Source organism: Candidatus Halobonum tyrrellensis G22 (genome assembly GCF_000495475.1).
Taxonomy (GTDB): domain Archaea; phylum Halobacteriota; class Halobacteria; order Halobacteriales; family Haloferacaceae; genus Halobonum; species Halobonum tyrrellense.
On the sequence record NZ_ASGZ01000057.1, the window covers coordinates 1 to 23,490 of the forward strand.

The 23,490-nt window shown below is 71.6% G+C and carries 24 protein-coding genes and 1 pseudogene; 15 read left to right on the forward strand and 10 right to left on the reverse strand.

Annotated elements, in window-relative coordinates:
- Both K933_RS13320 and K933_RS13325 read left to right on the forward strand, forming a co-directional pair.
- A pseudogene (locus K933_RS13320) lies at positions 1–275 on the forward strand (DUF58 domain-containing protein); the annotation flags it as partial.
- Positions 272–778 carry a DUF7519 family protein gene (locus K933_RS13325; protein WP_152529835.1) on the forward strand — a complete coding sequence of 169 codons (507 nt, stop codon included), beginning with the start codon at positions 272–274 and terminating at the stop codon, positions 776–778. The pseudogene K933_RS13320 and the gene K933_RS13325, both read left to right, overlap by 4 nt.
- A 286-nt stretch (positions 779–1,064) precedes the next feature.
- Here K933_RS13325 and radA read toward each other — a convergent pair whose 3' ends face one another.
- Complete coding sequence (gene radA / locus K933_RS13330) at positions 1,065–2,102, reverse strand: DNA repair and recombination protein RadA (RefSeq protein WP_023395267.1); 1,038 nt, start codon at positions 2,100–2,102, stop codon at positions 1,065–1,067.
- 348 nt (positions 2,103–2,450) lie between these two features.
- On the opposite strand from radA, the gene K933_RS13335 reads away from it, so the two are divergent.
- Complete coding sequence (locus K933_RS13335) at positions 2,451–4,286, forward strand: asparagine synthase-related protein (protein ID WP_049947870.1); 1,836 nt, start codon at positions 2,451–2,453, stop codon at positions 4,284–4,286.
- A 100-nt stretch (positions 4,287–4,386) separates the two neighbouring features.
- On the opposite strand, the gene pspAB is transcribed toward K933_RS13335, so the two are convergent.
- Positions 4,387–5,016 carry a PspA-associated protein PspAB gene (gene pspAB, locus K933_RS13340; RefSeq protein ID WP_023395269.1) on the reverse strand — a complete coding sequence of 210 codons (630 nt, stop codon included), beginning with the start codon at positions 5,014–5,016 and terminating at the stop codon, positions 4,387–4,389.
- A gap of 263 nt (positions 5,017–5,279) precedes the next feature.
- Here pspAB and K933_RS13345 point away from each other — a divergent pair, with 263 nt between their 5' ends.
- The 8 genes from K933_RS13345 (at position 5,280) to hjc (ending at position 10,637) form a co-directional block, all read left to right on the forward strand.
- On the forward strand, positions 5,280–6,671 hold the full coding sequence (locus K933_RS13345; RefSeq protein ID WP_023395270.1) for a signal recognition particle protein Srp54: 1,392 nt from the start codon (positions 5,280–5,282) through the stop codon (positions 6,669–6,671).
- Positions 6,672–6,877: 206 nt separating this feature from the next.
- Positions 6,878–7,030, forward strand: coding sequence for a 50S ribosomal protein L39e (locus K933_RS13350; protein WP_023395271.1), 153 nt, complete (start codon positions 6,878–6,880; stop codon positions 7,028–7,030).
- Entirely contained in the window at positions 7,031–7,306 is a 276-nt protein-coding gene (locus tag K933_RS13355) for a 50S ribosomal protein L31e (protein WP_023395272.1), read from the forward strand. It abuts the gene before it with no gap.
- A 10-nt stretch (positions 7,307–7,316) separates the two neighbouring features.
- Positions 7,317–7,982, forward strand: coding sequence for a translation initiation factor IF-6 (locus tag K933_RS13360; protein ID WP_023395273.1), 666 nt, complete (start codon positions 7,317–7,319; stop codon positions 7,980–7,982).
- 122 nt (positions 7,983–8,104) lie between these two features.
- On the forward strand, positions 8,105–8,281 hold the full coding sequence (gene rpl18a, locus K933_RS13365) for a 50S ribosomal protein L18Ae (protein ID WP_023395274.1): 177 nt from the start codon (positions 8,105–8,107) through the stop codon (positions 8,279–8,281).
- 2 nt (positions 8,282–8,283) lie between these two features.
- Positions 8,284–8,757, forward strand: coding sequence for a prefoldin subunit alpha (gene pfdA, locus K933_RS13370; protein ID WP_049947871.1), 474 nt, complete (start codon positions 8,284–8,286; stop codon positions 8,755–8,757).
- 4 nt (positions 8,758–8,761) lie between these two features.
- Entirely contained in the window at positions 8,762–10,066 is a 1,305-nt protein-coding gene (ftsY, locus tag K933_RS13375; protein WP_023395276.1) for a signal recognition particle-docking protein FtsY, read from the forward strand.
- A gap of 82 nt (positions 10,067–10,148) precedes the next feature.
- Positions 10,149–10,637 carry a Holliday junction resolvase Hjc gene (gene hjc, locus K933_RS13380; RefSeq protein ID WP_023395277.1) on the forward strand — a complete coding sequence of 163 codons (489 nt, stop codon included), beginning with the start codon at positions 10,149–10,151 and terminating at the stop codon, positions 10,635–10,637.
- Positions 10,638–10,685: 48 nt separating this feature from the next.
- On the opposite strand, the gene K933_RS13385 is transcribed toward hjc, so the two are convergent.
- On the reverse strand, positions 10,686–11,348 hold the full coding sequence (locus K933_RS13385) for an SWIM zinc finger family protein (protein ID WP_049947872.1): 663 nt from the start codon (positions 11,346–11,348) through the stop codon (positions 10,686–10,688).
- 304 nt (positions 11,349–11,652) lie between these two features.
- On the opposite strand from K933_RS13385, the gene K933_RS13390 reads away from it, so the two are divergent.
- Positions 11,653–11,856 (forward strand): DUF7472 family protein, encoded by a 204-nt coding sequence (locus tag K933_RS13390; protein ID WP_023395279.1) that lies wholly within the window; start codon positions 11,653–11,655, stop codon positions 11,854–11,856.
- Positions 11,857–12,005: 149 nt separating this feature from the next.
- Here K933_RS13390 and K933_RS13395 read toward each other — a convergent pair whose 3' ends face one another.
- Positions 12,006–13,163, reverse strand: a complete 1,158-nt coding sequence (locus K933_RS13395; protein ID WP_023395280.1) for a DNA primase large subunit — start codon at positions 13,161–13,163, stop codon at positions 12,006–12,008.
- A 213-nt stretch (positions 13,164–13,376) separates the two neighbouring features.
- On the opposite strand from K933_RS13395, the gene K933_RS13400 reads away from it, so the two are divergent.
- Both K933_RS13400 and K933_RS13405 read left to right on the forward strand, forming a co-directional pair.
- Complete coding sequence (locus K933_RS13400; RefSeq protein WP_023395281.1) at positions 13,377–13,964, forward strand: DUF7474 family protein; 588 nt, start codon at positions 13,377–13,379, stop codon at positions 13,962–13,964.
- Positions 13,965–14,097: 133 nt separating this feature from the next.
- Positions 14,098–15,459, forward strand: coding sequence for an MFS transporter (locus K933_RS13405; RefSeq protein ID WP_023395282.1), 1,362 nt, complete (start codon positions 14,098–14,100; stop codon positions 15,457–15,459).
- Here K933_RS13405 and K933_RS13410 read toward each other — a convergent pair.
- Both K933_RS13410 and K933_RS13415 read right to left on the reverse strand, forming a co-directional pair.
- Complete coding sequence (locus K933_RS13410) at positions 15,451–16,098, reverse strand: HAD family hydrolase (protein ID WP_023395283.1); 648 nt, start codon at positions 16,096–16,098, stop codon at positions 15,451–15,453. The genes K933_RS13405 and K933_RS13410 overlap by 9 nt on opposite strands.
- 78 nt (positions 16,099–16,176) lie before the next feature.
- Positions 16,177–16,920: a DNA polymerase sliding clamp gene (locus K933_RS13415; RefSeq protein ID WP_023395284.1), complete on the reverse strand. Its 744-nt coding sequence runs from the start codon at positions 16,918–16,920 to the stop codon at positions 16,177–16,179.
- Positions 16,921–17,246: 326 nt separating this feature from the next.
- Between K933_RS13415 and K933_RS13420 the strand changes: the two genes are divergently transcribed.
- Entirely contained in the window at positions 17,247–18,035 is a 789-nt protein-coding gene (locus K933_RS13420; protein WP_023395285.1) for a 23S rRNA (uridine(2552)-2'-O)-methyltransferase, read from the forward strand.
- Between the two features lie 3 nt (positions 18,036–18,038).
- Here K933_RS13420 and K933_RS13425 read toward each other — a convergent pair whose 3' ends face one another.
- The 4 genes from K933_RS13425 to K933_RS19315 form a co-directional block, all read right to left on the reverse strand.
- Positions 18,039–18,752: a queuosine precursor transporter gene (locus K933_RS13425; RefSeq protein WP_049947873.1), complete on the reverse strand. Its 714-nt coding sequence runs from the start codon at positions 18,750–18,752 to the stop codon at positions 18,039–18,041.
- Positions 18,749–18,937 (reverse strand): ribbon-helix-helix domain-containing protein, encoded by a 189-nt coding sequence (locus K933_RS13430; protein WP_023395287.1) that lies wholly within the window; start codon positions 18,935–18,937, stop codon positions 18,749–18,751. Before K933_RS13430 ends, K933_RS13425 begins: the two co-directional genes overlap by 4 nt.
- A 150-nt stretch (positions 18,938–19,087) precedes the next feature.
- Positions 19,088–20,401: a cupredoxin domain-containing protein gene (locus tag K933_RS18810; RefSeq protein WP_200862327.1), complete on the reverse strand. Its 1,314-nt coding sequence runs from the start codon at positions 20,399–20,401 to the stop codon at positions 19,088–19,090.
- A 219-nt stretch (positions 20,402–20,620) separates the two neighbouring features.
- Positions 20,621–23,362 carry a twin-arginine translocase subunit TatC gene (locus K933_RS19315; RefSeq protein WP_023395289.1) on the reverse strand — a complete coding sequence of 914 codons (2,742 nt, stop codon included), beginning with the start codon at positions 23,360–23,362 and terminating at the stop codon, positions 20,621–20,623.
- Positions 23,363–23,490 lie beyond the last annotated feature (128 nt).

Below are 23,490 nucleotides of genomic sequence, written 5' to 3' on the forward strand. Positions count from 1 at the left end.
GGCTCCCCGGGGACGCCCGGGTCGTGGTCTGTTCGCCCCTGACCGACGACGCGGCCGCGGCGGCGGTCCGACGGCTGACCGCCCACGGTCACCGGGTCGCGGTCGTCTCGCCCGACCCGACGGCGGGCGCGGCGGCCGACGGCGACCCGCACGAACGGTTCGCGAGCGCGGAGCGCGACCGTCGGCTGGCGGCGCTCCGCGGCCGTGGACTCGCCGTCGCGGACCTCGAATTCGACGCCGACCCCGTCGCCGCGCTCCGGGGGTGGGCGCCGTGAGTTCGGAGGGTCGACCGGGTCGACTCGGACTCCTCGTCGCGCTCGCGGCCGGCGGACTCGCCGCGGGCACGCTCGCCGCGGCGGGGTTCGTCCCGCCCGCGCTCCTCTCGGTGGTCGCGACGGGGTCGCTCGCGGTCGGCGCGGCCCGACCGGCGCGCCGTCCCGTCTCGCTGGGCGGGCTGGCGCTCGGTCTCGGAGTCGTTCTCGCGGGTCTGCTCGGCGCGTCGGCGCTCCCGCTTCTGGTCGCGACCGGCGCGGGCGCGCTCGCGTACGACGCCGCCGACCGCGCGGCGACGCTCCGCGCCGGGTCGCGGCCGACGACCGACACGCGCGACGCCGAGGCGACCGGGTCGCTGCTCGCGCTCGTGGTCGTCCTCGTCGCCGGCGGCGGGGCGTACCTCGCCACGCTCGCGGTCGGCGAGGGGTCGCCGCTCGCCGTGTTCGCGCTGCTTGCGGGCGGGGTCGTGCTCACGCTCGCCGTCGGGCGGCCCGACGCGGCGTAGCGAAGCGAGAAGAGAAGGGGAGGGGAGAGAAACCGCCGACCGCGCCGACCGCCTCGCTTCCCGAGACTACTCGGGCTTCAGGCCGCCGTCCTGGACGCGCATCACGGCCTCGCCGTCCGCGAGGTTCGGCGCCACCTTTTGTGCTGCGTTCGCTCGCGTCGCTCGCTCACTCGACAAACGGTGGATCAAAAACGCTCCTCGCTCGCTTCGCGCTGGCTCCGCCAGCGCGCCGCTCGCTCGTCGGTCCGCTCGGTCGCACGCTCCCTCGCGGGGAGGAGAGCGCGCGCTATTCGGGCTTCAGGCCGCCGTCCTGGACGCGCATCACGGCCTCGCCGTCCGCGAGGTTCGGCGCGTCCACGAGTCGGACGATCCGCTTGTCGCCCTTCGACTTCCGGAGGTAGATCCGGAACGTCGACTTGTGGCCGAGGATGTTGCCGCCGATGGGCTGGGTCGGGTCGCCGAAGTACGAGTCGGGGTTGGAGGCGACCTGGTTGGTCACCAGCACCGCGACGTTGTGGAGGCTGCCGACCTTGTCGATGTCGTGGAGGTGTTTGTTGAGCTTCTGCTGCCGTTCGGCGAGTTCGCCCCGGCCGACGTACTCCGCGCGGAAGTGCGCGGTGAGCGAGTCGACGCACATCAGCCGGATCGGGTACTCGCTGTCGGCGTGTTCGCCCACCAGATCGTTCGCCTTCTCCGCGAGCAGCATCTGGTGGTTGGCGTTGAACGCCTTCGCGACGTGGATCTGGTCGAGGAACGCCTCGATCAGTGCCTCCATCGCCTCCTCGTCGCCGACGCCGCCCTCGACGTCCAGTTCGCGCCGGTCGAACTCCGCGGCGAGGATCTCGTCGTCGAGTCCGCGGACCATGTCGTCGATCCGCTCGGGGCGGAACGTGTCCTCGGAGTCGATGAAGATGCAGCCGCCCTCCAGGCCGCCCTGCTCGCGCCCGAGTTGGACGTTGACGGCCATCTGGTGGGTCACCTGCGACTTACCCGAGCCGAACTCGCCGTACACCTCGGTGATCGACTGGGTCTCGAGCCCGCCGCCGAGCAGGTCGTCGACCTCGTCGATCTGCCACGACAGCTTGCCGATCTGCTCGCGGCGTTCGAGGACGGCCGCGCCCGTCTCGAACCCGCCGACGTCCGCGGCGTCGCGCGCCGCGTTGATGATGTCGGCCGCCGTCGAGTCGCCGATGTCCGCCGTGTTCCCCATGTCGCCGGGGCTGGCCACCGCGATCGCCTGGTAGCTGTCGAACCCCGCCTCGACCAGTTTGTCCGCCGTCGCCGGTCCCACGCCCGGGAGACTCTCGAGGTCGTCTTCTGCCATGTACTCCACGCTTGTGCTCCTCCGCACATAAACCCTCGTTAACAGCGTGGTGGAAGTATAACACGCAGCGGGCGACGACGCGTTCGTCCGGCGTTGGCGAGGGTTCAAGCGGGAACGAGCGGAGGAACCCGGGGTGTTCGGTGTCGGTCGAACGGGTCGAGCGGACGACCGACGGGGACGCTCGCCCGGCGTCGACGATCGGGCGGGACCGCGTCGAACGTACACTGGCGGTCGCGCTCCTGTGAGAGGGCGTCACGACTGTCGCGTCGGTCGACGGAAAAGTTCAATCTAGAATATTATTCAAAAATACAACTAATTTAACCGGTTGCTTTCCATCCGATGCCGTATATGACTGGAATCGCCGGTGGCACGGTTCCCAGTGGGGCTCTCGACGCGATGACGGGGTCGATCGAACACGAGGAGTGGTACGAGACGGAACGCTTCGAGAGCGGCGGCTGTGCGATAGGGTTCGTCCACCACGGCGACCGGGACCCGGCCGGTCACGTGAGCTGGCGAGACGGGGAGCGGGCGGGGGCCGTCCACGGGGTGGTGTCGAACCAGAACGGGTGGGGGCTCGACGCGAACGAACTGCTGGAGGCGGCGTTGGAGCGCCCCCGGGAGGTGGTCCCCGCTCTCGATGGACCGTTCCTGATCGCGTGTTACGACGGGGCGGTCGGCCGGGTCGTGCTCGCGACCGACAAGATCGGTGCCCGGCCGTGTTACTACACGGTCGGCGACGGGGGAGTGGTGTTCGGCTCCGAGGTCAAGGCCCCGCTGGTGCGGGTCGACGACCCGACGGTGGACGTGGCGGCGGTGGGCGACATGGTGATGCTGGGCCACGTCTGGGGGGAGAAGACGCTCGTGGAGGAGGTCCGTGCGCTCCCCCCGTCGACCATCCTCGAGCACGAGGCCGGCGAGGTGGAGCGGACACGCTACTGGACGCCCTCGTTCGAGGAGGCGGAGCCGGGTGACGGCTACGTCTCCGACCTCGCGACCCGCTACCGGGACGCGGTCGCCGACATGGCGGGGACGGTCGACGGCGAGGTCGGACTGTGGCTCTCCGGGGGCCTCGACAGCCGCGCGATGGCGACCGAACTCGAACGGACCGTCGGGAGCGACGGCGGCGTCGACGCGCTCCGGACGTACACGTACGACTCCAACCCGGCCGCGGGCGGGAACCCCGAACTCGCCGGCCGCGTCGCCGACGCACTCGGCGTCGCGAACCAACAGGTCCCCCTCGACGGTCGGCGGTTCGCCGACGTCATGGAGTCGGCGATCGACGCGACCGACGGGATGGTACGGTGGAACACGCTGCTCAACCTCTCGGCGGTCCACAACCTCGACGCCGACGCCCCGGGGGTCGTCGTCGAAGCCGCCGGCCAGGGCGAACTCCTCGGCGAGCACCTCACCCGCTACCAGTTCACCGAGTTCGAGACTGCGGCCGAGGGGCTCTACCACCGCCAGCGCGCCCTCCCGCGGGAGACGTTCGACGACCTCCTCGACGCGGACGTCGACCCGCGTGCGCCGTTCGAGCGGTCGGCGCGCGAGAGCGACGAGCCGACGATGCGGCGCAGGATGCTCGACGCCCACTTCCGGAACCACTACGCGCGCTTCGTCCTCGCGAGCAACCCGATGGCCCGGCGCGCGGTCGGAACCCGGACGCCGTTCGCGAACGGCGCGTTCCTCGACCACGTCGCCGGGCTCCCGACCGCCTATCGGATGGGAACGGTCCCGCTCACCGACGGGAGCGTGCCTAACGGCGCGAGCGAGCCGAAGCTCCTGCTGAGCCGGACGCTGAACCCCGAACTCGCGGCGATCCCCTACGAGCGGACCCGTCTCCCGCCGCGGTACCCGTACCCCGCCCACGTCGGCGGGTTCGTCGTCACGACCGGGCTCCGGCGCCTCGTCGACCGGGCGACCGACCGGAACCGGAGTCTCGGCGCGGTCTGGTACCGGACCGACCCGGACCTCCGCACCTACGTCGACGACCTCCTGTGCGGCGCGGGTGAACGCCCCTTCTTCGACCCGGAGACGATACGGGACCTCCGGCGCGAACACCTCGCGGGCGAGGCGAACCACGTCTCCGCGCTCGCATCGGTCTCGACCGTCGAGGCGTGGCTACGGAATCACGTCGACGGGCGGGAGGCGACGACGTCGCGCCACACGACCGCGGCGCGCACGTAGGCGTCGGGGGACGGTTCGCCGACCCCGTGCGTTCCCTCCCGGCGGGGGGCCGTACGAGCGTCCCATCCATGCGGGAGCGAGGAGAGGATAGGGATTCGGTTCACCCCCACGGATGTCCGCCGCGGCTGTCGGGCCACAGCGGGTACCAGTACTCCTTGTCGGGTTCGAGATCGAGTTCGCCGTCGAGCACCGATTCGAGTTTGAACTCCAGTTTCTGGTCGTGTTCGCCCCCGTCCGGCGCGAACGGGTAGTAGGCGCCGCGCCGGAACGAGTACACCCAGTAGGCGTGGTCGGCGGTTCCGGCCGCATCGCCGCCGGTGCGACCCCGTTCGAAGCCGAAGACGGCCGCGAGCAGCCGCGAGCCGTACCCGCGTTCGACGAACTCGTCGGCGGCGAAGTGGACCGAGGTGACCAGGTCCTCGGGGTCGTCGTCGGCGAGGACGACCCAGTGGTAGCCGTGGTCGTCGGCGTACCGGCGGAACTCGGTGCCGGTCTCCTCCGCGCCCGCGTCGAGGATCGTCTCGACGGCGTCGACGGTGTCGGCGAAGTCGGTGGAGTCGACCGAGGAGAAACAGAGCGCCGCCTCGCCCACCGAGCGGAAGCCGAGGTCCGCCTCCATCGTGACGTACGCCGTGCTCATCCCGAAGAGGTCCTCGGGGTCCGCCTCGCGGGCGGCGTCGGTCTCGGCGCGGATGCCGAGTGCCGCCTTCACGGAGTCGAAGATGCCCATGGGTGCGATCGGGCCCGGGGCGTATTGGTCCCGGCGGTCGCCGCGCGCCGTCGCGTCCGCCGTCGGCGCCGTCCGGCCGCCCGAACCCCTTCGGTTCCGGTGGAACTCGTCGGTCCGGCGGGGGTCGTCGCCCTCCGCGGTGGTCCGTGTCGGTCCGGCTCGGCTCGGCCGGCTCGGTCCAGATCCGACCGGTCGGGTCGCGCCCCCGGCGGAGCGGCCGGACGAACAAAGGCTTTACCGGGCGGACCGCGTAGCCCGGGCAAATGGTACTCGACGACCTCGGGAGTTCCCTCCGGGGGACGATGGACAAACTCCGCGGGAAGTCCCGCCTCTCCGAGGAAGACGTCGAAGAGGTAGTCCGCGAGATCCAGCGCTCGCTGCTGTCGGCCGACGTCGACACCTCGCTCGTGATGGAGCTGTCGAACAGCATCGAGACCAGGGCCTTAGAGGAGGAGCCGCCGGGCGGCACGACGGCGCGCGACCACGTGCTCAAGATCGTCTACGAGGAGATGGTGGACCTGATCGGCGAGTCCACCGAGATCCCGCTTGAGAACCAGACGATCCTGCTCGCGGGACTGCAGGGGTCGGGCAAGACCACCTCGGCGGCGAAGATGGCGTGGTGGTTCTCGAAGAAGGGGCTCCGCCCCGCGGTGATCCAGACGGACACGTTCCGGCCGGGCGCGTACGACCAGGCCAAGCAGATGTGCGAGCGCGCGGAGGTCGACTTCTACGGCGACCCCGACGCCGACGACCCCGTCCGGATCGCCCGCGACGGGCTGGAGGCCACCGCGGACGCGGAGGTCCACATCGTCGACACCGCGGGCCGACACGCGCTCGAAGACGACCTGATCGCCGAGATCGAGGAGATCGACGGCGTGGTCGACCCCGACCGCTCGCTGCTCGTGCTCGACGCCGCGATCGGCCAGGGGGCGAAAGACCAGGCCAAGCAGTTCGAGTCGTCGATCGGCATCGACGGCGTGATGATCACCAAGCTCGACGGGACCGCGAAAGGCGGGGGGGCGCTCACCGCCGTCAACGAGACCGACTCCTCCATCGCGTTCCTCGGAACGGGCGAGACGGTCCAGGACATCGAGCGGTTCGAACCCAACGGGTTCATCTCCCGACTCCTGGGGATGGGCGACCTCAAACAGCTCTCCGAGCGGGTCGAGCGCGCGATGGAGGAGACCCAGGAGGCGGAGGAGGACTGGGACCCCGAGGAGATGATGGAGGGGGAGTTCACCCTCGAGGACATGCGCAACCAGATGCGCGCGATGGACCGGATGGGTCCGCTCGACCAGGTGCTCGACATGATCCCCGGGCTGGGCGGCGGGATGATGGACCAGCTTCCGGACGACGCGATGGACGTGACCCAAGACCGGATGCGCAAGTTCGAGGTGCTGATGGACTCGATGACCGACGAGGAGCTGGAACGGCCGAGCGTCATCGGCGCCGAGCGGAAGGCGCGGATCTGCCGCGGGTCGGGCGTCGACCCCGACCGGTTGGAGGAACTGCTCGAACAGCACGGGATGATGAAGCGCACGCTCGAACAGTTCTCGGGCATGGGCGACGGCGACATGCAGCGGATGATGAAGAAGCTCGAACAGCAGGGCGGCGGTGGCGGCGGCATGGGCGGGATGGGGCCGTTCGGCGACTGAGTCGCCGTTCCGACCGGCCGGTCGTCCGCGTCGGAGCGGCCAGTCACCGTCGGGTCGAACCGCCCGCCCCGCTCGCGCCCGAGACGGGGTCGGCGTCCCCCGGGCCGGCGCTCGCGTCGACGAGCGGGAGGGTCGACGGCCCGGCGCGGCCGGACACGGGCGGATGGACAAGAATTTATGCCCCGACGGCTAACTCGACCGATACCATGACCAAGAAGACGAAGTCGAAGAAGAAGCGGCTCGCCAAACTGGAGCGGCAGAACAGCCGCGTCCCGGCGTGGGTGATGATGAAGACCGACATGGAAGTCACGCGCAACCCGAAGCGACGCCACTGGCGGCGCTCGAACACCGACGAGTAGATGAGCGCCAACGACTTCGAGGAGCGGGTCGTCACCGTCCCCCTCCGCGACGCCAAGCAGGCGCCCAAACAGGAACGCGGCGACCGCGCGATGGCGCTGGTCCGCCGGCACCTCGCCAAGCACTTCTCCGTCGAGGAGGACGAGGTACGGCTCGACCCCGCGGTCAACGAGACCGTCTGGGAACGCGGCCGACAGAACCCGCCGAGCAAGGTCCGCCTCCGCGCGGCGCGCTTCGACGAGGACGGCGACGTCGTCGTCGAGGCCGAACCCGCGTAAGCGGTCTCGCGTGCTCCGCGCTTCCTTCACTGGTTCGTCGTACGTCGGCGTCTACGCGCACGTCTCGGGCGACTGTCTGTTGGTCCGGCCGGACGCCGACGACGACCTGGTCGAGTCGCTCGCCGCCGAGTTCGGACTGGAGCCGACGCGCACCACCGTCGGCGGCTCCGGCACCGTGGGCGCGCTCGCGGCGGGTAACGAGAACGGCACGCTCGTCTCCCGGCAGGCGACCGACCGCGAGATCGACACGATAGAAGACGCGACCGGCGACGCCGTCGCGCGCCTGCCCGGGCGGCTGAACGCCGCGGGCAACGTCGTCCTCGCGAACGACTACGGCGCGTACGTCCACCCCGAGGCGACCGACGAGGCCGTCTCCGTGGTCGCGGAGACGCTCGACGTGCCCGTCGAGCGGGGGTCGCTCGCCGACGTCAACACCGTCGGTACGGCCGCGGTGGCGAACAACGGCGGCGTGCTGTGTCACCCCCAGTCGCGCGAACCCGAACTGGAGGCGGTCGAGGACCACCTCGACGTGTACGCCGACCTCGGCACGGTCAACTACGGCGCGCCGCTCGTCGGGTCGGGACTCCTCGCGAACGACGGCGGCTACGTCGTCGGCGAGGACACCACCGGCCCGGAGATCGGCCGCATCGAGGACACGCTCGGCTTCATCGACTGAGTCTCCCCGCCGCCCGCGCCCGGTACCCGCGGTTTTCGACGGGTCCGACTCCCCGACCGGCGCCCGCGGCGCGGATAGCCGAGTCGGAAGGTACTTCCGGCTCCCGGGTCGAATTCGGGCCAATGAGCCAGTTCACCGTGAGCGGCGAGTTCCAGACGCGCGACGGACCCCGGGAGTTCTCCCGGGTCGTCGATGCGACCAACGAGAACGTGGCACGCGAGCACGTGCTCTCGCGGTTCGGCGCGGAGCACGGCCTCAAGCGCACCCAGGTGACGCTCAACGAGGTGACCGCCGAATGAGCATGGGTGGCGGCGGTCCGGGTCAACAGCAGCTCCAGCAGCTCTCGCAGGAACTGCAGGCGCTCGACGAGGAGATCGAGGCGGTCGACGGCGACATCGAGGACGTCCGCCAGGAGCAGCGCGACATCGACGACGCCATCGAGGCGCTCGGCACGCTCGACACCGGGTCGACGGTGCAGGTGCCGCTCGGCGGCGGCGCGTACGTCCGCGCGGAACTGGAGGACATCGACGAGGTGGTCGTCTCCCTCGGCGGCGGCTACGCCGCAGAACAGGAGGAGGACGACGCCGTCGACACGCTCGAACGCAAGCGCGACGCGCTCGACGACCGGATCGAGGAGCTCCGCGAGGAGAAGTCGGAGCTGGAAGCCGAGAGCGACGAACTCGAACAGCAGGCCCAGCAGATGCAACAGCAGATGCAGCAACAGCAGATGCAACAGATGCAGCAGATGAGCGGCGAGGGCGACGAGGGCGAGTAACGCGATGTTCGACGGGCTGAAGGACAAGCTCTCCTCGTTCCGCAAGGACACCGCCGAGGACCTAGAGGAGAAGGCCGAGCGGGCCGACGAGGAGGACACCGACGCCGACGCGAGCGCGGACGCCGAGACGGACGCGGCGTCGCCGGCGACCGACGAGTCCTCCCCGGCGTCGGCGGAGTCGACGCCCGATTCGGGTCCGGGCTCCGCCGGTCCCGACGTGGGCGCGGGCGCCGTCGAGACCGACCGCTCGGACGCGCCGTCCGACGCGGCCGACGAGTCCGGCCGTCAGCCCGACGAGCGGAGCGCCCCCGCCGAGGGGGACGAGGAGTCGACCGCGAACACCCCGGCGGCCGCCTCGGCGGTCACCGACCGCTCGGACGCCGACGAGTCCGAGTCGGAGCCGGAGGAGGAGGAGTCGGCCGCGAGCCGGTTCCAGCGGGCGAAGGCGTTCGCGACGGGCCGGATCATCATCGAGGAGGAGGACTTGGAGGAGCCGCTGTGGAACCTCGAGATGGCCCTGCTCGAATCCGACGTGGAGCTGAGCGTCGCCGAGGAGATGCTCGCGACCATCCGCGAGAAGATGCTCGGCGAGGCGCGCGCGCAGGTTGACACCACCGAGGAACTCGTCACGAACGCGCTCCACGACGCGCTGCTCGACGTGATCAGCGTCGGGCAGTTCGACTTCGAGGAGCGACTGGCGCAGGCGGAGAAACCCGTCACCGTCGTGTTCACCGGCGTCAACGGCGTCGGCAAGACGACGAGCATCGCCAAGTTCACCCGGTGGCTCGACGCACGCGGCTACTCGTCGGTGATGGCGAACGGCGACACCTACCGGGCGGGCGCGAACGAGCAGATCCGCGAGCACGCCGACCGCCTCGACGGGAAACTTATCTCCCACGAGCAGGGCGGCGACCCGGCCGCGGTGCTGTACGACGCCGTCGAGTACGCCGAGGCGCACGACGTCGACGTGGTGCTCGGCGACACAGCGGGTCGGCTCCACACCTCGAACGACCTGATGGCGCAGTTGGAGAAGATCGACCGCGTCGTCGACCCCGACCTCACGCTGTTCGTCGACGAGGCGGTCGCGGGCCAGGACGCGGTCCAGCGCGCGAAGAAGTTCGACGAGGCGGCCGCCATCGACGGCGCGGTGTTGACGAAGGCCGACGCCGACTCCTCGGGCGGCGCCGCCATCTCCATCGCGTACGTCACGGGCAAGCCCGTCCTGTTCCTCGGTACGGGACAGGGGTACGACGACCTCCGGCGGTTCGACCCCGAGGCGCTCGTGGACGAACTCGTCGGCGGGGAGTAGCCCGGGCGGCCGACGCGGTTCACTTTCGCCCCGCTTCCGTCCCCTTTATCGCCGTCGCCGCCCCACCGCGAGTAGACGCACGATGCCGGGCAATCCGAAGGGCGACCGTCGGGAGCGCGAACTCGTCAACAGGCTCGACGCCGCGGGGTTCGCGGTGATGCGCGCGCCCGCCAGCGGGTCGTCGACCGACCGCGAACTGCCGGACGTGCTCGCGGGCGACGGCCGGACGTTCTACGCGGTGGAGGCCAAGTCGTCGTCGGGCGACCCCATCTACCTCCGGGGGGAGGAGGTGGAGGCGCTCGTCTACTTCGCGCGCAACTTCGGCGCCAACCCCAAGATCGGGGTCCGCTTCGACCGCGAGGACTGGTACTTCTTCCACCCCGACGAACTCCACGTGACCGACGGCGGTAACTACCGGGTGAAGCGGGAGTTCGCGCTCGATTCGGGGGAGACCATCGACGACCTGAAGGTCGCGAGCGAGGAGTCCGAGAGCGACCGCTCGGCGGCGGAGGTGCTCAACGCGGTCGAACAGGGCGTGCTCTCGGCGGACGAGGCGGCCGAGATGCTGTGAGTCTCCGCGTCGGCGCCTCGGCGCGTACGTCCCCCCTGGACGCCCGACTCAGACCCCGACGACCGCGTAGTCGGGCGCCTCGCCGTCGGGAAGCCGACGGAGCCGCGAGGCGGGGAAGCCGTATCGCCGCTCGCCCGCCACGTCGAGGCGGCCGTCGACCGGCCGCCGGCCGGCGACGTACACCGCCTCGACGACGGGTTCGTGCCCGCCGTAGTCGGCGTTCGACTCGAACTCGTCGATCGGCCGTCCGCTCTCGGTCCGCCGTTCGTCGGCGCGTTCGTCGGTGACGCGCGTGACGAGCAGGAGTTTGCTCGTCTCGCGGTCGCGAACGAACTCGCCGCGGTCGGGGCGGTGGATCCGACAGAGGTGACTGCCGTCATCGCCCACGGGGACGAACACGCGGGCGCCACAGACCGCGCAGGCGCCCGCCCGCTTGCCCGGCGGGGGGACGAGTCGCTCGTTCACCTCGATGGCGACCCGGCGGAGGTGTTTACACCGCGCTCCCCTGAGCGCGTGGTCCGGGCAGGTGCACGACCGGTCGTCGAGGTCGACGACGTAGGTGGCGCCGTCGGTGTCCACGAGGTACGTGTCGTCGCGGAGCGCCCGCACCGTCATCGGCTCCCGGCGGGCCCGTTCCGCGCGGCCGGTGAGGCCGTCGGCGGGCAGGCTCCTACGGGCGGCGGACGCGGATGTGTATGCTGAGTGCGTCATCCCGTATCGACCGATACTACGCGCCCGAGCTACCTAAACCCTCGTTTCGGGTCGAAGGTAGAACGGCGGATATCGGGCGGCTCGGGCGGGTATAGCGGTCGAACGCAGAGGCGGTCGGGGTCGGATTCGGCCGGGCCTCGGCCCCCGAATACGGCCGCTCTGCGGGGCCACGACGGCGGCCAGCGAACGACCCGCGGCGGCCGTCTCGCGGGCCGCTCCCGGGCAGTGACCGGCACCGGACGGAACGGGCGCGGCGCGTGGGTGCTTCGAAGCGCTTTTGCCACGGCCTGCGGAAGCCGTCGGCATGGATATCGACGCGGAGATGCGCCGGAAGATACTCGTCTCCCTCGGCGCCGTCGTCGTGTACATCGCCCTCCTCGTCGCGGTCGGGATCACCTACACGACCGACCATCTCCTCTCGCTGCCCGGTGCGTACCTCATCGTCGGCATCGTCGCGCTGTTCGTCGTCATGATGGCGGCCGCGGGGCTGTTCATCGACCGGCGCTGACGCGGCGGGGGCGTCGATCCGGTCGACGCCGCCCGCTCGGGGTCCGCTCGCCCGCGTCGTGCTCCGCTCTCGCCCCGTTCTCGGCGGTCGCTCTCCGGGTCGTCTCTCGCGTCTCGGTCGTTTCCGTCGTCTCGGTCGCTTCCGCCGTCTCAGGCGTCGGCGCGGCCGTCGTCCGTCCGCTCCGCGCGGTCGCGCCAGTCGGTGACCGTATCGGTCTCGGCGACCCGCTTCGCGTAGTACGACAGCGGGTGGGGGGCGACCGCGCGGTGGTTCCCCTCGTTCTCGCAGAGCCCGTACGCGCCGAGCGTCTCACAGGAGGGCGCGGGGTACTGCGCGCCCGACTCGTCGCGGAGGAAGCCGAACCGCCCCGCCACCTCGTCGGCGGGGAGGCCGGTCAACTCGGTCGTCTCCGCCGCGGTGAGACCCAACTCCGCGAGGAACGACAGCAGCGCGAACCGGCCGACGGCGTCGAGTTCCTCGCCCGCCCGCGCCCGGTCGAGCAGGCGGGCGAGACACGGCGGGAACTGCTCGGGCGCGACCACGCTCACGTCGACGCGCGCGGTCCGGTCCGCGAGCAGGTCGCGCAGGTCGGATATCTCGGCTTCGAGGTCGGCCGCGACGGCGTCGTCGACGCCCTCGAACGGCAGTCCCTCCGCGACCCGTTCGCGGACCGCCTCCCGGAGCAGGCGGTACAGTTCCTCGCGCTCGACCCGCACCTCGCCGTCGAACAGTTCGCGGTTGACCAGCCGCCAGCCGTCGCCCCAGTCGGCGTCGACGTACCGGAGGTACGACCCGACGCCCAGCCGGAACCACCGGGGGACGGGACCGCCGTACCCCTCCTCCGCGCGGGTCGTCCCCGCGAGGTCGAACTCCCGGAGGAACGTGTCGAGGTCGGGACTCGCCCGCGTCGCGTTCGCCGAGTCGGCGGAGCCGACGGCGTCCGACGCGCTCGCCTCGCCCGCGGTGCGCGCGCGGCCCTCGCGTCGCTCGCGTTCGGCGTCGGCGGTGAACCGCGCGTGGGCGGTCCGCGCCTCGGCGCCGGCGTACTTCTCGACGGCGGCGGGCGAGTCGAGCAGCGAGACGAGGATCCGGGCGATGGGGTACGACAGCAGTTCCTCGCGGTCGTCCCACGCGTCGGGCGTCTCGGGTTCGGTCGTCCCCTCGACGAGCGCCCGCTCGACCCGCTCGCGCCCGCGGTCGACCGCGGGGTCGCCCGCCGCGACGAGCTCCGTCAGGTCGACGTCCGCCCCGCGGACGGCGTCGCGGGCGCTCGACAGGAACGGGTACCGCGCCGACAGCGGGTCCATAGCTGTCTGTCCCTGTGTGAGCGGTTCGGTTAAGCGCGACGGTCCCCCCGGCGGTCGGCCGCGCCGGCGGCGACCCGCGTCGACCCGCGGCGTGGGGGTTCGTCCGCGACGGCGGCCGCCCGAGCGGCGCGGAGTAGAACGGCGCGGAGCCGTGCGGCGCGGCGCGGAGACCACGGGAGATAAGGTCCGGTACGCCCTGGATCGAACCCAGCAGTGCCCCGGTTCGCGTACCCCTGTCCCGGCTGCCGCACCACCAACAGCCTCCACGACGCCGACTGCGAGTTCGAGGGGACCGAGTGGAACAGCGTCGAGAAGGCGTACACGGACCTCCTGGTCGTGTTGACCGACGAGACCGTCACCGAGGAGGCGCTCAGACACGCGGTCCACGACGAGTGGTCGGGGCTCCACCGCGCCGCGCTCGACCTCCTGACGCGGGAGGGGCGGGTCCGCGAGACCGACGCGGGGCTCGAACTCCTCACCGCCGAGGCGTACCGCGAGTCGGTGTCCGAGCCCACGCGCGAGCCGATGGCGACCATCTACCGCGAGGGGTCGTACCCCGGCTGTCACGACAACGCGCTGTTCGCGGTCGTGGCGTGGTACGAGATGGTCGGGCTCTCGTGGGAGGAGACGCGCGAACACGCCGTCGAGTGGCTCCGGCAGTCGGGCGCGTGGGACCGCGGCGGCTTCGAGGAGGCGAGTCCGGAGGCGCTCGTCGACAGCAAACGCCACGTGTACGAGGCGGGCTACGGCTGGAAGGAGAAGGCGCAGGCCGCAAAGCGCGTCATCGACCGCCACCGGTAGCCCGACGGGCGCGGCTCGCGGCCGCTCACTCCGCGGTCGCCCCGTCACCGCGGAGGTACCGGGTCGCCCGTGCGCCGCTCCACCCGACCTCCCCGACCGGAAGCGATACGGCCGCGAGCGTCCACGTCCACCCGTGTCGACTCCCCGCGCCGCGACCGCATCCGAGGCCGAGGTCCCGACCGGGTCGCGCCGCGCGGTCGCGGTCGTGATCGGCGTCGTCTTCCTCGACCTGCTCGGATTCGGCGTCGTCATCCCGGTGCTCCCCTTCTACGTCCGGTCGTTCGGCGTCAGCGACGTGTTCATCGGTCTGCTGGCCGCGTCGTACTCGCTCGCGCAGTTCCTCGCCGCGCCGACGCTCGGACGGCTCTCCGACCGTCGGGGCCGCCGGCCCGTCATCACGCTGTCGGTCGTCGTCGCGGCGGTCGCGTGGACGGTGTTCGGGCTGGCGGCGGAGGTGGAGGCGGTCGCGGGCACGACGGCCGCGCTGGCGACGCTGTTCGCCTCGCGGACGCTCGCGGGCGCCGCGGGCGGCAACATCGCCGCCGCGCAGGCGTACGTCGCCGACGTCACACCGCGCGAGCGGCGGGCGGGCGCGCTCGGCCTCGTGGGCGCGGCGTTCTCGCTGGGGTTCGTCTTCGGGCCGGCGCTCGGCGGCGTCGCCGCCAGCGACCCCGTCGTCGCCGCGGCGCGCGAGTTCCTCCCGTCGTTCGTCCCGGCGACGCGCTTCTCGCTGCCCAGCTTCCTCGCCGCGGGGCTGTCGGTGTCGGCGGCCGTCGCCGCGACGGTCGTCCTCCGGGAGCCGGAGCGGACGCGACCCGCGGCCGAGCGCGTCTCGCTGGTCGGCCAGTTCCGGAGCGCGCTCGCGGACGCCGACCTCCGGCCGCTCGTGACCGCGTTCTTCCTCGTCTCGCTGGCGTTCGCGGGGATTCAGGTGATGTTCATCCCGTTCGCGGCCGACTTCTACGGCTACGACGCGACCGGCGCCGCGCTGTTTCTCACCTACATCGGCGTCCTCGGCACGGTGAATCAGGGAGTGCTCGTGGGGCGACTCGAACGCCGACTCGGCGCGGTCAGCCTGGCGCTCGCGGGCGGGGTCTCGCTGGCGGCCGCGCTCGCACTCCTCCCCTTCTCGCCCGACGTGGGGCGGCTCCTCCCCGCCGTCGGCGGGCCGGCGTGGCTCACCGGCGGGCTGGTCGCGCTGCTGTTCGCCGGGTTCCTGCTGTCGTTCGGCAACGGCGCGCTCTCCGTCTCGCTGTCGACGCTGGTGTCGACGCGCGCGAGCGACGAGACGCAGGGCGCCGCCTTCGGCGTCACCCAGGGGGCGGGTAGCCTCGGCCGGACGGTCGGCCCGCCGCTCGCGGGCGTCGCGTACGTCCTCGCCTACTGGTCGCCGTTCGTCGCGGGCGCGGTGGTCCTCCTCCCGGTGCTCGCGTGGCTCGCCGCCGAGCGGCGGCGCGGCGCCGGCTCCGCCGACCGCGGGCCGCCCTCAGAGTGAGTCGAGCGCGTCGAGCACTGCCGCCGCCGCGTCGGGACCGTCGACTTCGAACGCGCGCCAGCCGCGGGCGCGCGCGGCCGCCACGTCCGCCTCGGGGTCGTCGCCCACCATCACCCGGTCGTCGGCGGGGAGGCGTTCCTCGGCGCGTACGAACGCCGCGGGGTCGGGCTTGTGCGCGCCCACCTCGTAGCTGGCGAGCGTCGCGTCGACGTAGCCGGCCAGCCCGACCCGCTCCAGTTTCCCGGCCTGCCACCCGGGGAGACCGTCGGTGAGCACGCCCACCGCGTAGCGGTCGTCGGCCGCCAGCCGGGCGAGTCGCTCGCGGAGCGCGGGCGACGTCTCGGCGGCCGCGAACTCCGCCTCGCGGAGCGCCGCGACGAACGCGTCGGGGTCGGCGTCGAGTTCGGCGAGCGCGCCGGTCGCCGCCCGCCGGTAGGGGTCGTCCGCGAGCGCCTCGAACGCCGCGACGAAGCGGTCGTCGTACGCGCTCCCCGGCGCGTCGGGGTCGACGCCCGCCTCGACGCAGGCGCGGTCGACGACCGCGGCGTAGTCGCCGACCGTCACGAGCGTGCCGTCGAGGTCGAACCAGACCGCCGTGTCGAACTCGACGGCGGCGGACGGGTCGCGGCTGTCGGCCACGCCGGCCGGGCGGCCGGCGACGGCAAAAGCGTGGCGTCGGTGTGCGGGCCGGTCACCCGGTCGGCGGCGCCCGCGGCGTCAGTCGCTCTGGATCCGCGGTGCGAGCATGTACGTGACCTGGCCCATCCCCTCGCCGAACTCGTAGTGGAGTTTGACGGGGAACTCCTCGCCGAGTTCGACCCGCACCTCCGCGTCGCTCGGGATGGCCTTGTTCATGTCCTTGAGGTAGTCGAGGCTGAACAGCGAGTCGGCGGGCCCCGACTGGAGGTCGATCAGGTCGTCGCGCTCCAGTTTGAGGTCGACGTCGTCGGTGTCGCCCTCCGCCTCGATGAAGAACGCCTCCGCGTCGGTGTCGACGCGGAGGCGGATGTGGTCGCTCACCATGTCCGCGGCGGTGATCCCGCGGCCAATCTGTGCGCCCTCCAGGACGATCTCGGCGGGCAGGTCCAGATCCGGGATGTCCGGCTCCTCGCGGATCGAGTCGGGGTCGATCAGCGCGAGCGTGTAACTCAGCTCCTCGATCTGGATGTGGAGCTTGCGGGTCTCCTCGTCGAGTTCCAGTTGGACCAGGTCGCCCGAGTTGGCCATCCCGACGATGTCTTCGAGTCGGTTCAGGTTGACCCCGATGACGCCACCGTCGGCCTCGTACGACTCGAACGCGGCCGCTTCGAGCGCCAGGTCGACCATCCCGACGTTCGCCGGGTCGACCGCCCGGATGGCGAGTTCGTCCTCCTCGAGCCGGAGCTTGCACTCGTCGACCAGCACGCTCACCGAGTCGAGCGCGTCCCGGAGGGTGGACGCGCTCACGATGGCCTTGAACATGGACGCGGCTACGGCTGTCCCGGTAAAAAGATACCCGGTTCTCGGCGTTCGCGGGCGCGTCGGTCGGCCGCTGTCCGGTTTCTCCCGCCCGTCACGCCCGGCCGGCGGTCCGTCCCACGGCGCTCTCGTCGCCGACGGCGCGGGGAGACTCTCGGCCATCGCCGTCGCCGCGAGCGACTCGAGCGTCTCGAACGGCGGGAGCGACACCCGGTCGTCGACGGGGTGCGTCACGTCTATCCCGGTGGGCGGCGTTCGACGGGGTATGCGACCGATTTCGTCTCCGTGCGCGGCGCTCGCGCGCCCGTTCGGGACGTCGGGGGGAGACCATGTCCGGACGTGACGAGTACTACAACAAGGCGAAACAGCAGGGCTACCGCGCGCGGTCGGCGTACAAGCTGAAACAGATCGACGCCGAGGCGGACGTGCTCTCGGCGGGCGACACCGTCGTCGACCTGGGGGCGGCCCCCGGCGGGTGGCTCCAGGTCGCCGCCGAAGCCGCGGGCGCCTCGGGCCGAGTCGTCGGCGTCGACCTCCAGCGGATCGACGACCTGGAGGACCACCAGGCGTCGACCGTCCGCGGCGACATGACGGAGGAGCGAACCCGCGCGCGCCTCCGCGCCGAACTCGGCGCGAGCGAGAGCGACCGGCCCGCCGACGTCGTCGTCTCTGACATGGCGCCGAACATGACCGGCGAGTACTCGCTCGACCACGCGCGGTCGGTCCACCTCGCCCGGCAGGCGTTCGAGACGGCGCTCGACCTCCTGAAGCCGGGCGGCGACTTCGTCGTCAAGGTGTTCGACGGGCCGGACCTGGAGGCGTTCCGCGAGGACGTCGGACGCGAGTTCCAGTACGTCCGCGCGTACACCCCCGACGCCAGCCGGAAACAGTCGTCCGAGCGCTACCTCATCGCCAAGGGCCGGACCGACGCGCCCGTTCGTGAGGGCGAGACGCTGACGGTCGAGGTGACGGAGACGGGCGACGAGGGCGACGGCATCGCGAAGGTCGACGGCTACACCCTGTTCGTCGCCGGCACCGAGGCGGGCGAGACCGTCGAGGCGCGCGTGACGGACCTGAAACCGCGGTTCGGCTTCGCCGAACGGGTCGACCGCGACTGACGCTCAGTCGCTCGCGGCGGCGACGTCGGACCCGTCGTCCCGCCGGACGAAGCCGACGGCGGCGTACACCAGCGGCGTGTCGATCACCGCGATCAGGAGTTTGAGGGCGTACTGCCCGACGATCAGCGACCAGACCACGCTCGTCGGGAGCGCCGTCCCGACACCGAAGACGGCGGGCGCGACGACGAACGCGACCAGCGTGAACACGACCGTGTCGATCAGTTGGCTGGTGGCCGTCGACCCGACGTTACGGAGCCACAGCGACGCGCCGTCGGTCGCCTCGCGGATCCGGTGGAAGGCGATCACGTCCCAGTTCTGGCTCAGCACGTACGCACAGAGCGACCCCAACACGACGTTGCCCGAGAGACCGAGCACGGTGGCGAACGCGTCGGGGTCGACCGACCCCTGCGCCGCGGGGATCGCGATGGTCGCGAACACCAAGCCGAGGAGAACGAAGTTCATCGCGAACGCGACGTTGACCACCTGCTGGGCGTAGCGCTTGCCGTACAGTTCCGACAGGCAGTCGGAGGCGAAGAACGTCACCGCGTACGCGAGCGTCCCGCCGGGGGCGGTGACCGCCCCGAGGAGCGGCAGCCCCACCGAGAGGAGTTTCGCGGAGATGACCTGCGCGGTCACCAGCGCGGTGACGAACAGCGCGGTCAGCACTACCGCCGCCAGCGGCACCCCGAGCGGTCGGGGGGCGCGTGCGGTGCTCACGCCCCGCCCTCGTCGTCGCCGTCGAGACGGCCGTGGCGGGCGTCTATCTCGTCGAGCATATCCAGCGTCTTCCGGACCGACGCGCGGACCGCGTCGCTGCGGTTGACGAACTTGCCGTCGTCGCCGACGTGGTCGTCGAGGTCCGCGAGCAGTTCCGCGGGGATCTCGACGCTTATCTTGGGCATACCCGGAGATTCCCCCGCGACTAGTTGAATCTTATCGAACGCGGCGAACGGCCGTCCGCCGCCGCACGCGGGGGTGTCGACGGCCACGGACGCGGCGTACCGGTGAGGGAGGTGGACGGGCGGAGAGAAAGGAGAGCGCGGGCGGCCGCGCTACTCGGGCAGGTCGACCGAGACGGTGTGCTCGCCGGGCCCGTACGTCCGGGTCGTGTAGTCCAGCAGTTCCTGTTCGTCCGCGGTCGCCTCGCTGAACTCGCCGCCGGGCAGCGAGTGGACCGCGAGCGACAGCGTGAGTTCACAGCCGTCGGCGACGGTGAACGTCACGTGCGCCCGCCCGTCGTCGAGGACGACGTGGCCGTAGCTCTCCAGACAGTCCCGTACGTCCTCGCTGGCCCACGCCGACCCGCGGTCGGTGACCCCCTCGTCGGTGTTGCCCCAGGCGTAGCGGAGCAGGCGGTCCTGTTCGGCGTACAGCCCCTCCTCGCCGAGTTCCTCGATTGGCTCGCCCGCGACGAAGTCCACCTGGTAGCTCGTCGGCTCGCTTCCGCCGTCTCCGCCGCCGGAGAGGAGTTCCGCGGTCACGTCGCTCCACGCCACGCTCCCCTCGGCGGCGACGTTCGCGGGGTCGAGCGCGTCCGCGTCGAGCACCTGCGCGGGCGACAGCATCGGCCACTCGTCGATACCGAGGAGTTCGCCGAGGCTGGGACCGGTCTCCGGCGGCCGGCCCGGCCCCTCGAACGACCCCTCCCAGTCGGGGACGGGGTCGGGGTCGCCAACCAGGATGCGGACCACCATCCCGAATATCTCGTGGGGCGGGCAGTTCGCGTCGTACAGCCCGGGTTCGGTGAACTCGTACAGCCAGAAGCCGCCGCCGCTGATGATCGGCGACGAGACGGGGGGAACGCCGTCGGGAACCCGCTGTTGGCGGCCGAACCCGGGGTGGTAGAAGGTGACGGCGTGGTCGGGCGTGACGAGGTTGAACCGGACGATGTCTCCGGGCTGGACGTGGAGGCCGACCGGGTCGAAGTAGAAGTACGGCGGTCGCATCTCCCCCTCGCCGGGGAAACTGATCAGACACGACACCTCGTGGTCGGGCTGTAACTCCGCGGGCAACTCCTCGTCGCCGTTGGGGGAACTGTAGCCGTAGTAGGGGTCGATACGCCGCTCGTGACCGTCGGTGTGGCTCGCGGCGACACCCCTGGCGGCGGGTTCCGACTCGGCCGTCGCGGTTCCGCTCGCCAGCGAGGCGGCCGCGCCGACGCCGACCGCCTTCAGTATCGACCGCCGGCCGACGCTGAGTCGCTCGACCGCCTCGACCAGGGCCGACCCGTCGAACTCGGTTCGCGCCGCGTCCGTCGCCGCTTCCGCGTCCGTCACCGCCTCCGCGTCCGCCGTCCGCGGTGTTCGCTCCGCGCGGTCCGTCCGATCCGCCGCACCGTCGGTGGCTCCCGATTGGTCTGGTGACATGGGTTCGTGGGGTCGAAGCGCCGGTGCCGAGCCGACCGACCGACCGGCGCGCGCCTCTCCCGAGTGAACGATCGTGTACGACAGCTTAAACACACGTTCTAGGTTACATACCGGGATCGTTCCCGGCCGACCGGACGAATCGGTCGGGGAGACGACGGAACGTGGCCGGTACCGGCGCCGGGAGGCAGGTTCGAAGGCGCGAGCGGGGCGCCGAGTCGGTCAGTCGCGTGCGGCGCCGACCGTCGGTTCGGCCAGGTCGCGGCGACCGCCCAGCGTGAGTACGAACAGCGCGCCGAGACCGACGCCGTACGCCGCCATCAGCGGCACCGTCACGAGGAACATCGTGATCACGTCCGCGGGGGTGAACAGCGCCGCCACCAGCAGGAGGCCGACGGTGACCTCCCGCCACCGCGAGCGCATCACCCGGTAGGGGACCCCCGCGGTGTTGAGTAGCACCATCAACACGGGGATGTCGACGAGCAGACCGATCCCGGCGGTCGTGAAGAAGACGAGCCAGAAGAAGTCGCTGATGCGGTAGCTGATCACCATCTCGGCGCGGAGCGCGTCGCCGACCAGCCACGAGATGACCGCGGGGGCGACGTAGTAGGCGCCGAAGGCGAGTCCGCCCACAAGCCCCACGAGGAGCGCGGCGGCCCACCCGAAGATGACGCCGCGCCGCCCGCGAACGAATCCGCGTTCGCGGAGCGCGGGCCACGCGAAGAACGCCGCCACGGGGAGCGTGGCGATGCCGGCCAACAGCGTCGATATCTTCACCTCGAAGATGAGCGCCTCCACGGGGTGGAGCACGATCACCGCGAAGTTCTCCGCCTCCGGCCCGACCACCTGCTCGGGGAGGCGGCCGACGAACGCCTGCCGGACGACGCCGATGCCGCCGAGGTACAGCGACGCGAACACCGCGACGAGGACGATACCGAAGACGGCCACGAGGACGAACGCCCGCGAGCGGAGCGCCGCGGCGATGAACGCCAGGTCCTCGTAGTAGCCGCCGATGTCGTCCTCGTCGGAGTCGCCGTCGGTCAGCCCCTCCAACAGCGTCCCGGTGGCGCGGGAGGTGCGGTCGCCGATGTCGTCGGCGGCGCCGGGGACGCCCTCGCCGCCGGCCGCCGACCCGCCCTCCTCCGACCGGGCGCCCCGGGCCGCCTCGGCGTCGTCGTACCGGTCGAGGACCGCTCGCGCCTTCGCGGAGTCGCCCGCGCTCGCGGCGCGGTCGGCGAGGAAGCTCGCCCGCCGCTCGGAGACGCCCGCGAAGACGGCGTCGGGCGCGCGACGCACCTCGTCGGCCGACAGCGCTTCGATATCCACGGCGTCGGGGTCGGTGCCGGCGACGTACGCGAAGTAGAGCGCCAGCCCGCCGCCCAGTAGCGCCGCGAGCGCCAGCCCCGCGGCCGCGAACAGTCCGAGCGCGGCGGTCCCCGCGACGGGGAGCGCGGCCGTGAGGGCGGCCGCGCTGGTGCCGAACTCCGCGAGCAGTCGGTCGGCGAGTCCCGGCCGCTCGACCAGCGCGTAGCCCGCGGCGAACACGACGACGGCGATCCCGAGCAGGACGTTCCACAGCGAGCCGAACCGGCCGCGCCAGTCGACGAACCCCGCCCCGCGTCGGACCGCGGCGAGACCGCCGCCGCTGTCGAGGAGGTCCTTCGGCGGGCCGGTGTCCGCGGGGGCGTCGCCCGTCGGGTCGGCGTCGCCGCCCGCGTGGACCTCGTCCCAGCGGTCGAGGATCGCCCGCGCCTTCGGTTTCTCGCCCGCCTCGATGGCGGACTCGGCGGCCGCGAGCGACTCCTCCTCGCTCATCGTCTCGAACGCCTCGGACGGCGCCGCGCGCACGCCGTCGGCGTCGAGCGCCGAGAGGTCGATCGCGGTCGGGTCGCCCGCCCGGCCGGTCGCACCCGCCGCGGCGTCGAGTTCCGCGTAGACGAAGTACGCCAGCGCGAGCAGGGCCACCACCAGCGCCGCGACCGCCGCGAGGAGGTACCGCGACGTCTCCGTCACCGGGAGCATCCGGTAGGCGGTGACGTACCGCGCGAACCGGTTGACGACGCCCGGTCCCCGGTAGGCGTAAAACAGATAGACGGCGGCGGCCGCGGCCACCGCGACCGCACAGATGACGTTCCAGTGGCGGCGGAACGTCGCGCCGGCGTCGATCCGCTCGCTCCCCCGGCGGGCGGTGACGACCACCTTCGCGAAGTAGAGCGACGCGCCGTACAAAAGGAGGAGCGGCACCGCCCACATGATCTGCGTGAACGGGTCGGGCGGCGAGAAGAACGCGCCGAAGACGAAGATGAGCACGACCGCGTAGCGCCACTTCTCGCGGAACGTCTCGTAGGGGATGATCTCGGCGTACGACAGCGCGGTGATCGCCAGCGGCATCTGGGCGGCGAAGCCGAACGAGAAGGTGAGAAGCAGGATGAACTGCGCCCACTTCACGATCGAGTAGTTGGGCTGGATCCCCGCCGACAGCGCGTTGTTCGCGAGGAACGCGAACATGAACGGGAAGAACACGAGGTAGCCGTACGCGACCCCGACCGCGAACAGGCCGACGGCGGCCAGGAAGATCAGCGCGAGTTTCCACCGCGCGACCGGCGTCTGCGGCCACGCGCCGCGTTCGCGGAGCGCGTCGCGGGCGAAGTAGATGAAGAGGGGTAACGCGAGGATGATCCCCACCGCGAGTCCGATCTTCGCTTGGAGGAGGACCACGTCGAAGGGGGTCTGTGCGATGATGTTCACCTCGCCGGCGGCGACGGCGTCCAGCCGCGCTTTCGTGACGCGCTTGAGGAACCCCCAGCCGATCTCCCGGAGGAAGTAGAACGAGCCCATGAGCCCGACGACGAAGACGATGAACACCTTCTGGAGGTCCTTCTGGGCGGCGCGGAGCATCGCGCCGGCGGTCTCCCGCCCCTCCGCCAGCGTCTGCTGGGTGTCCTCGTCGAGCGCGCTCGACATACGTGTACAGCGGACGCCTCGCAGTTATCAACCTTTTCACCCCGCCGGGCCGTGCGGTACGTTGCCGTCCCACAGTCAGGCGTCGCCGCATCGGAAAAGGCCTATAACTACCCGCGGGTGTAGGTCGG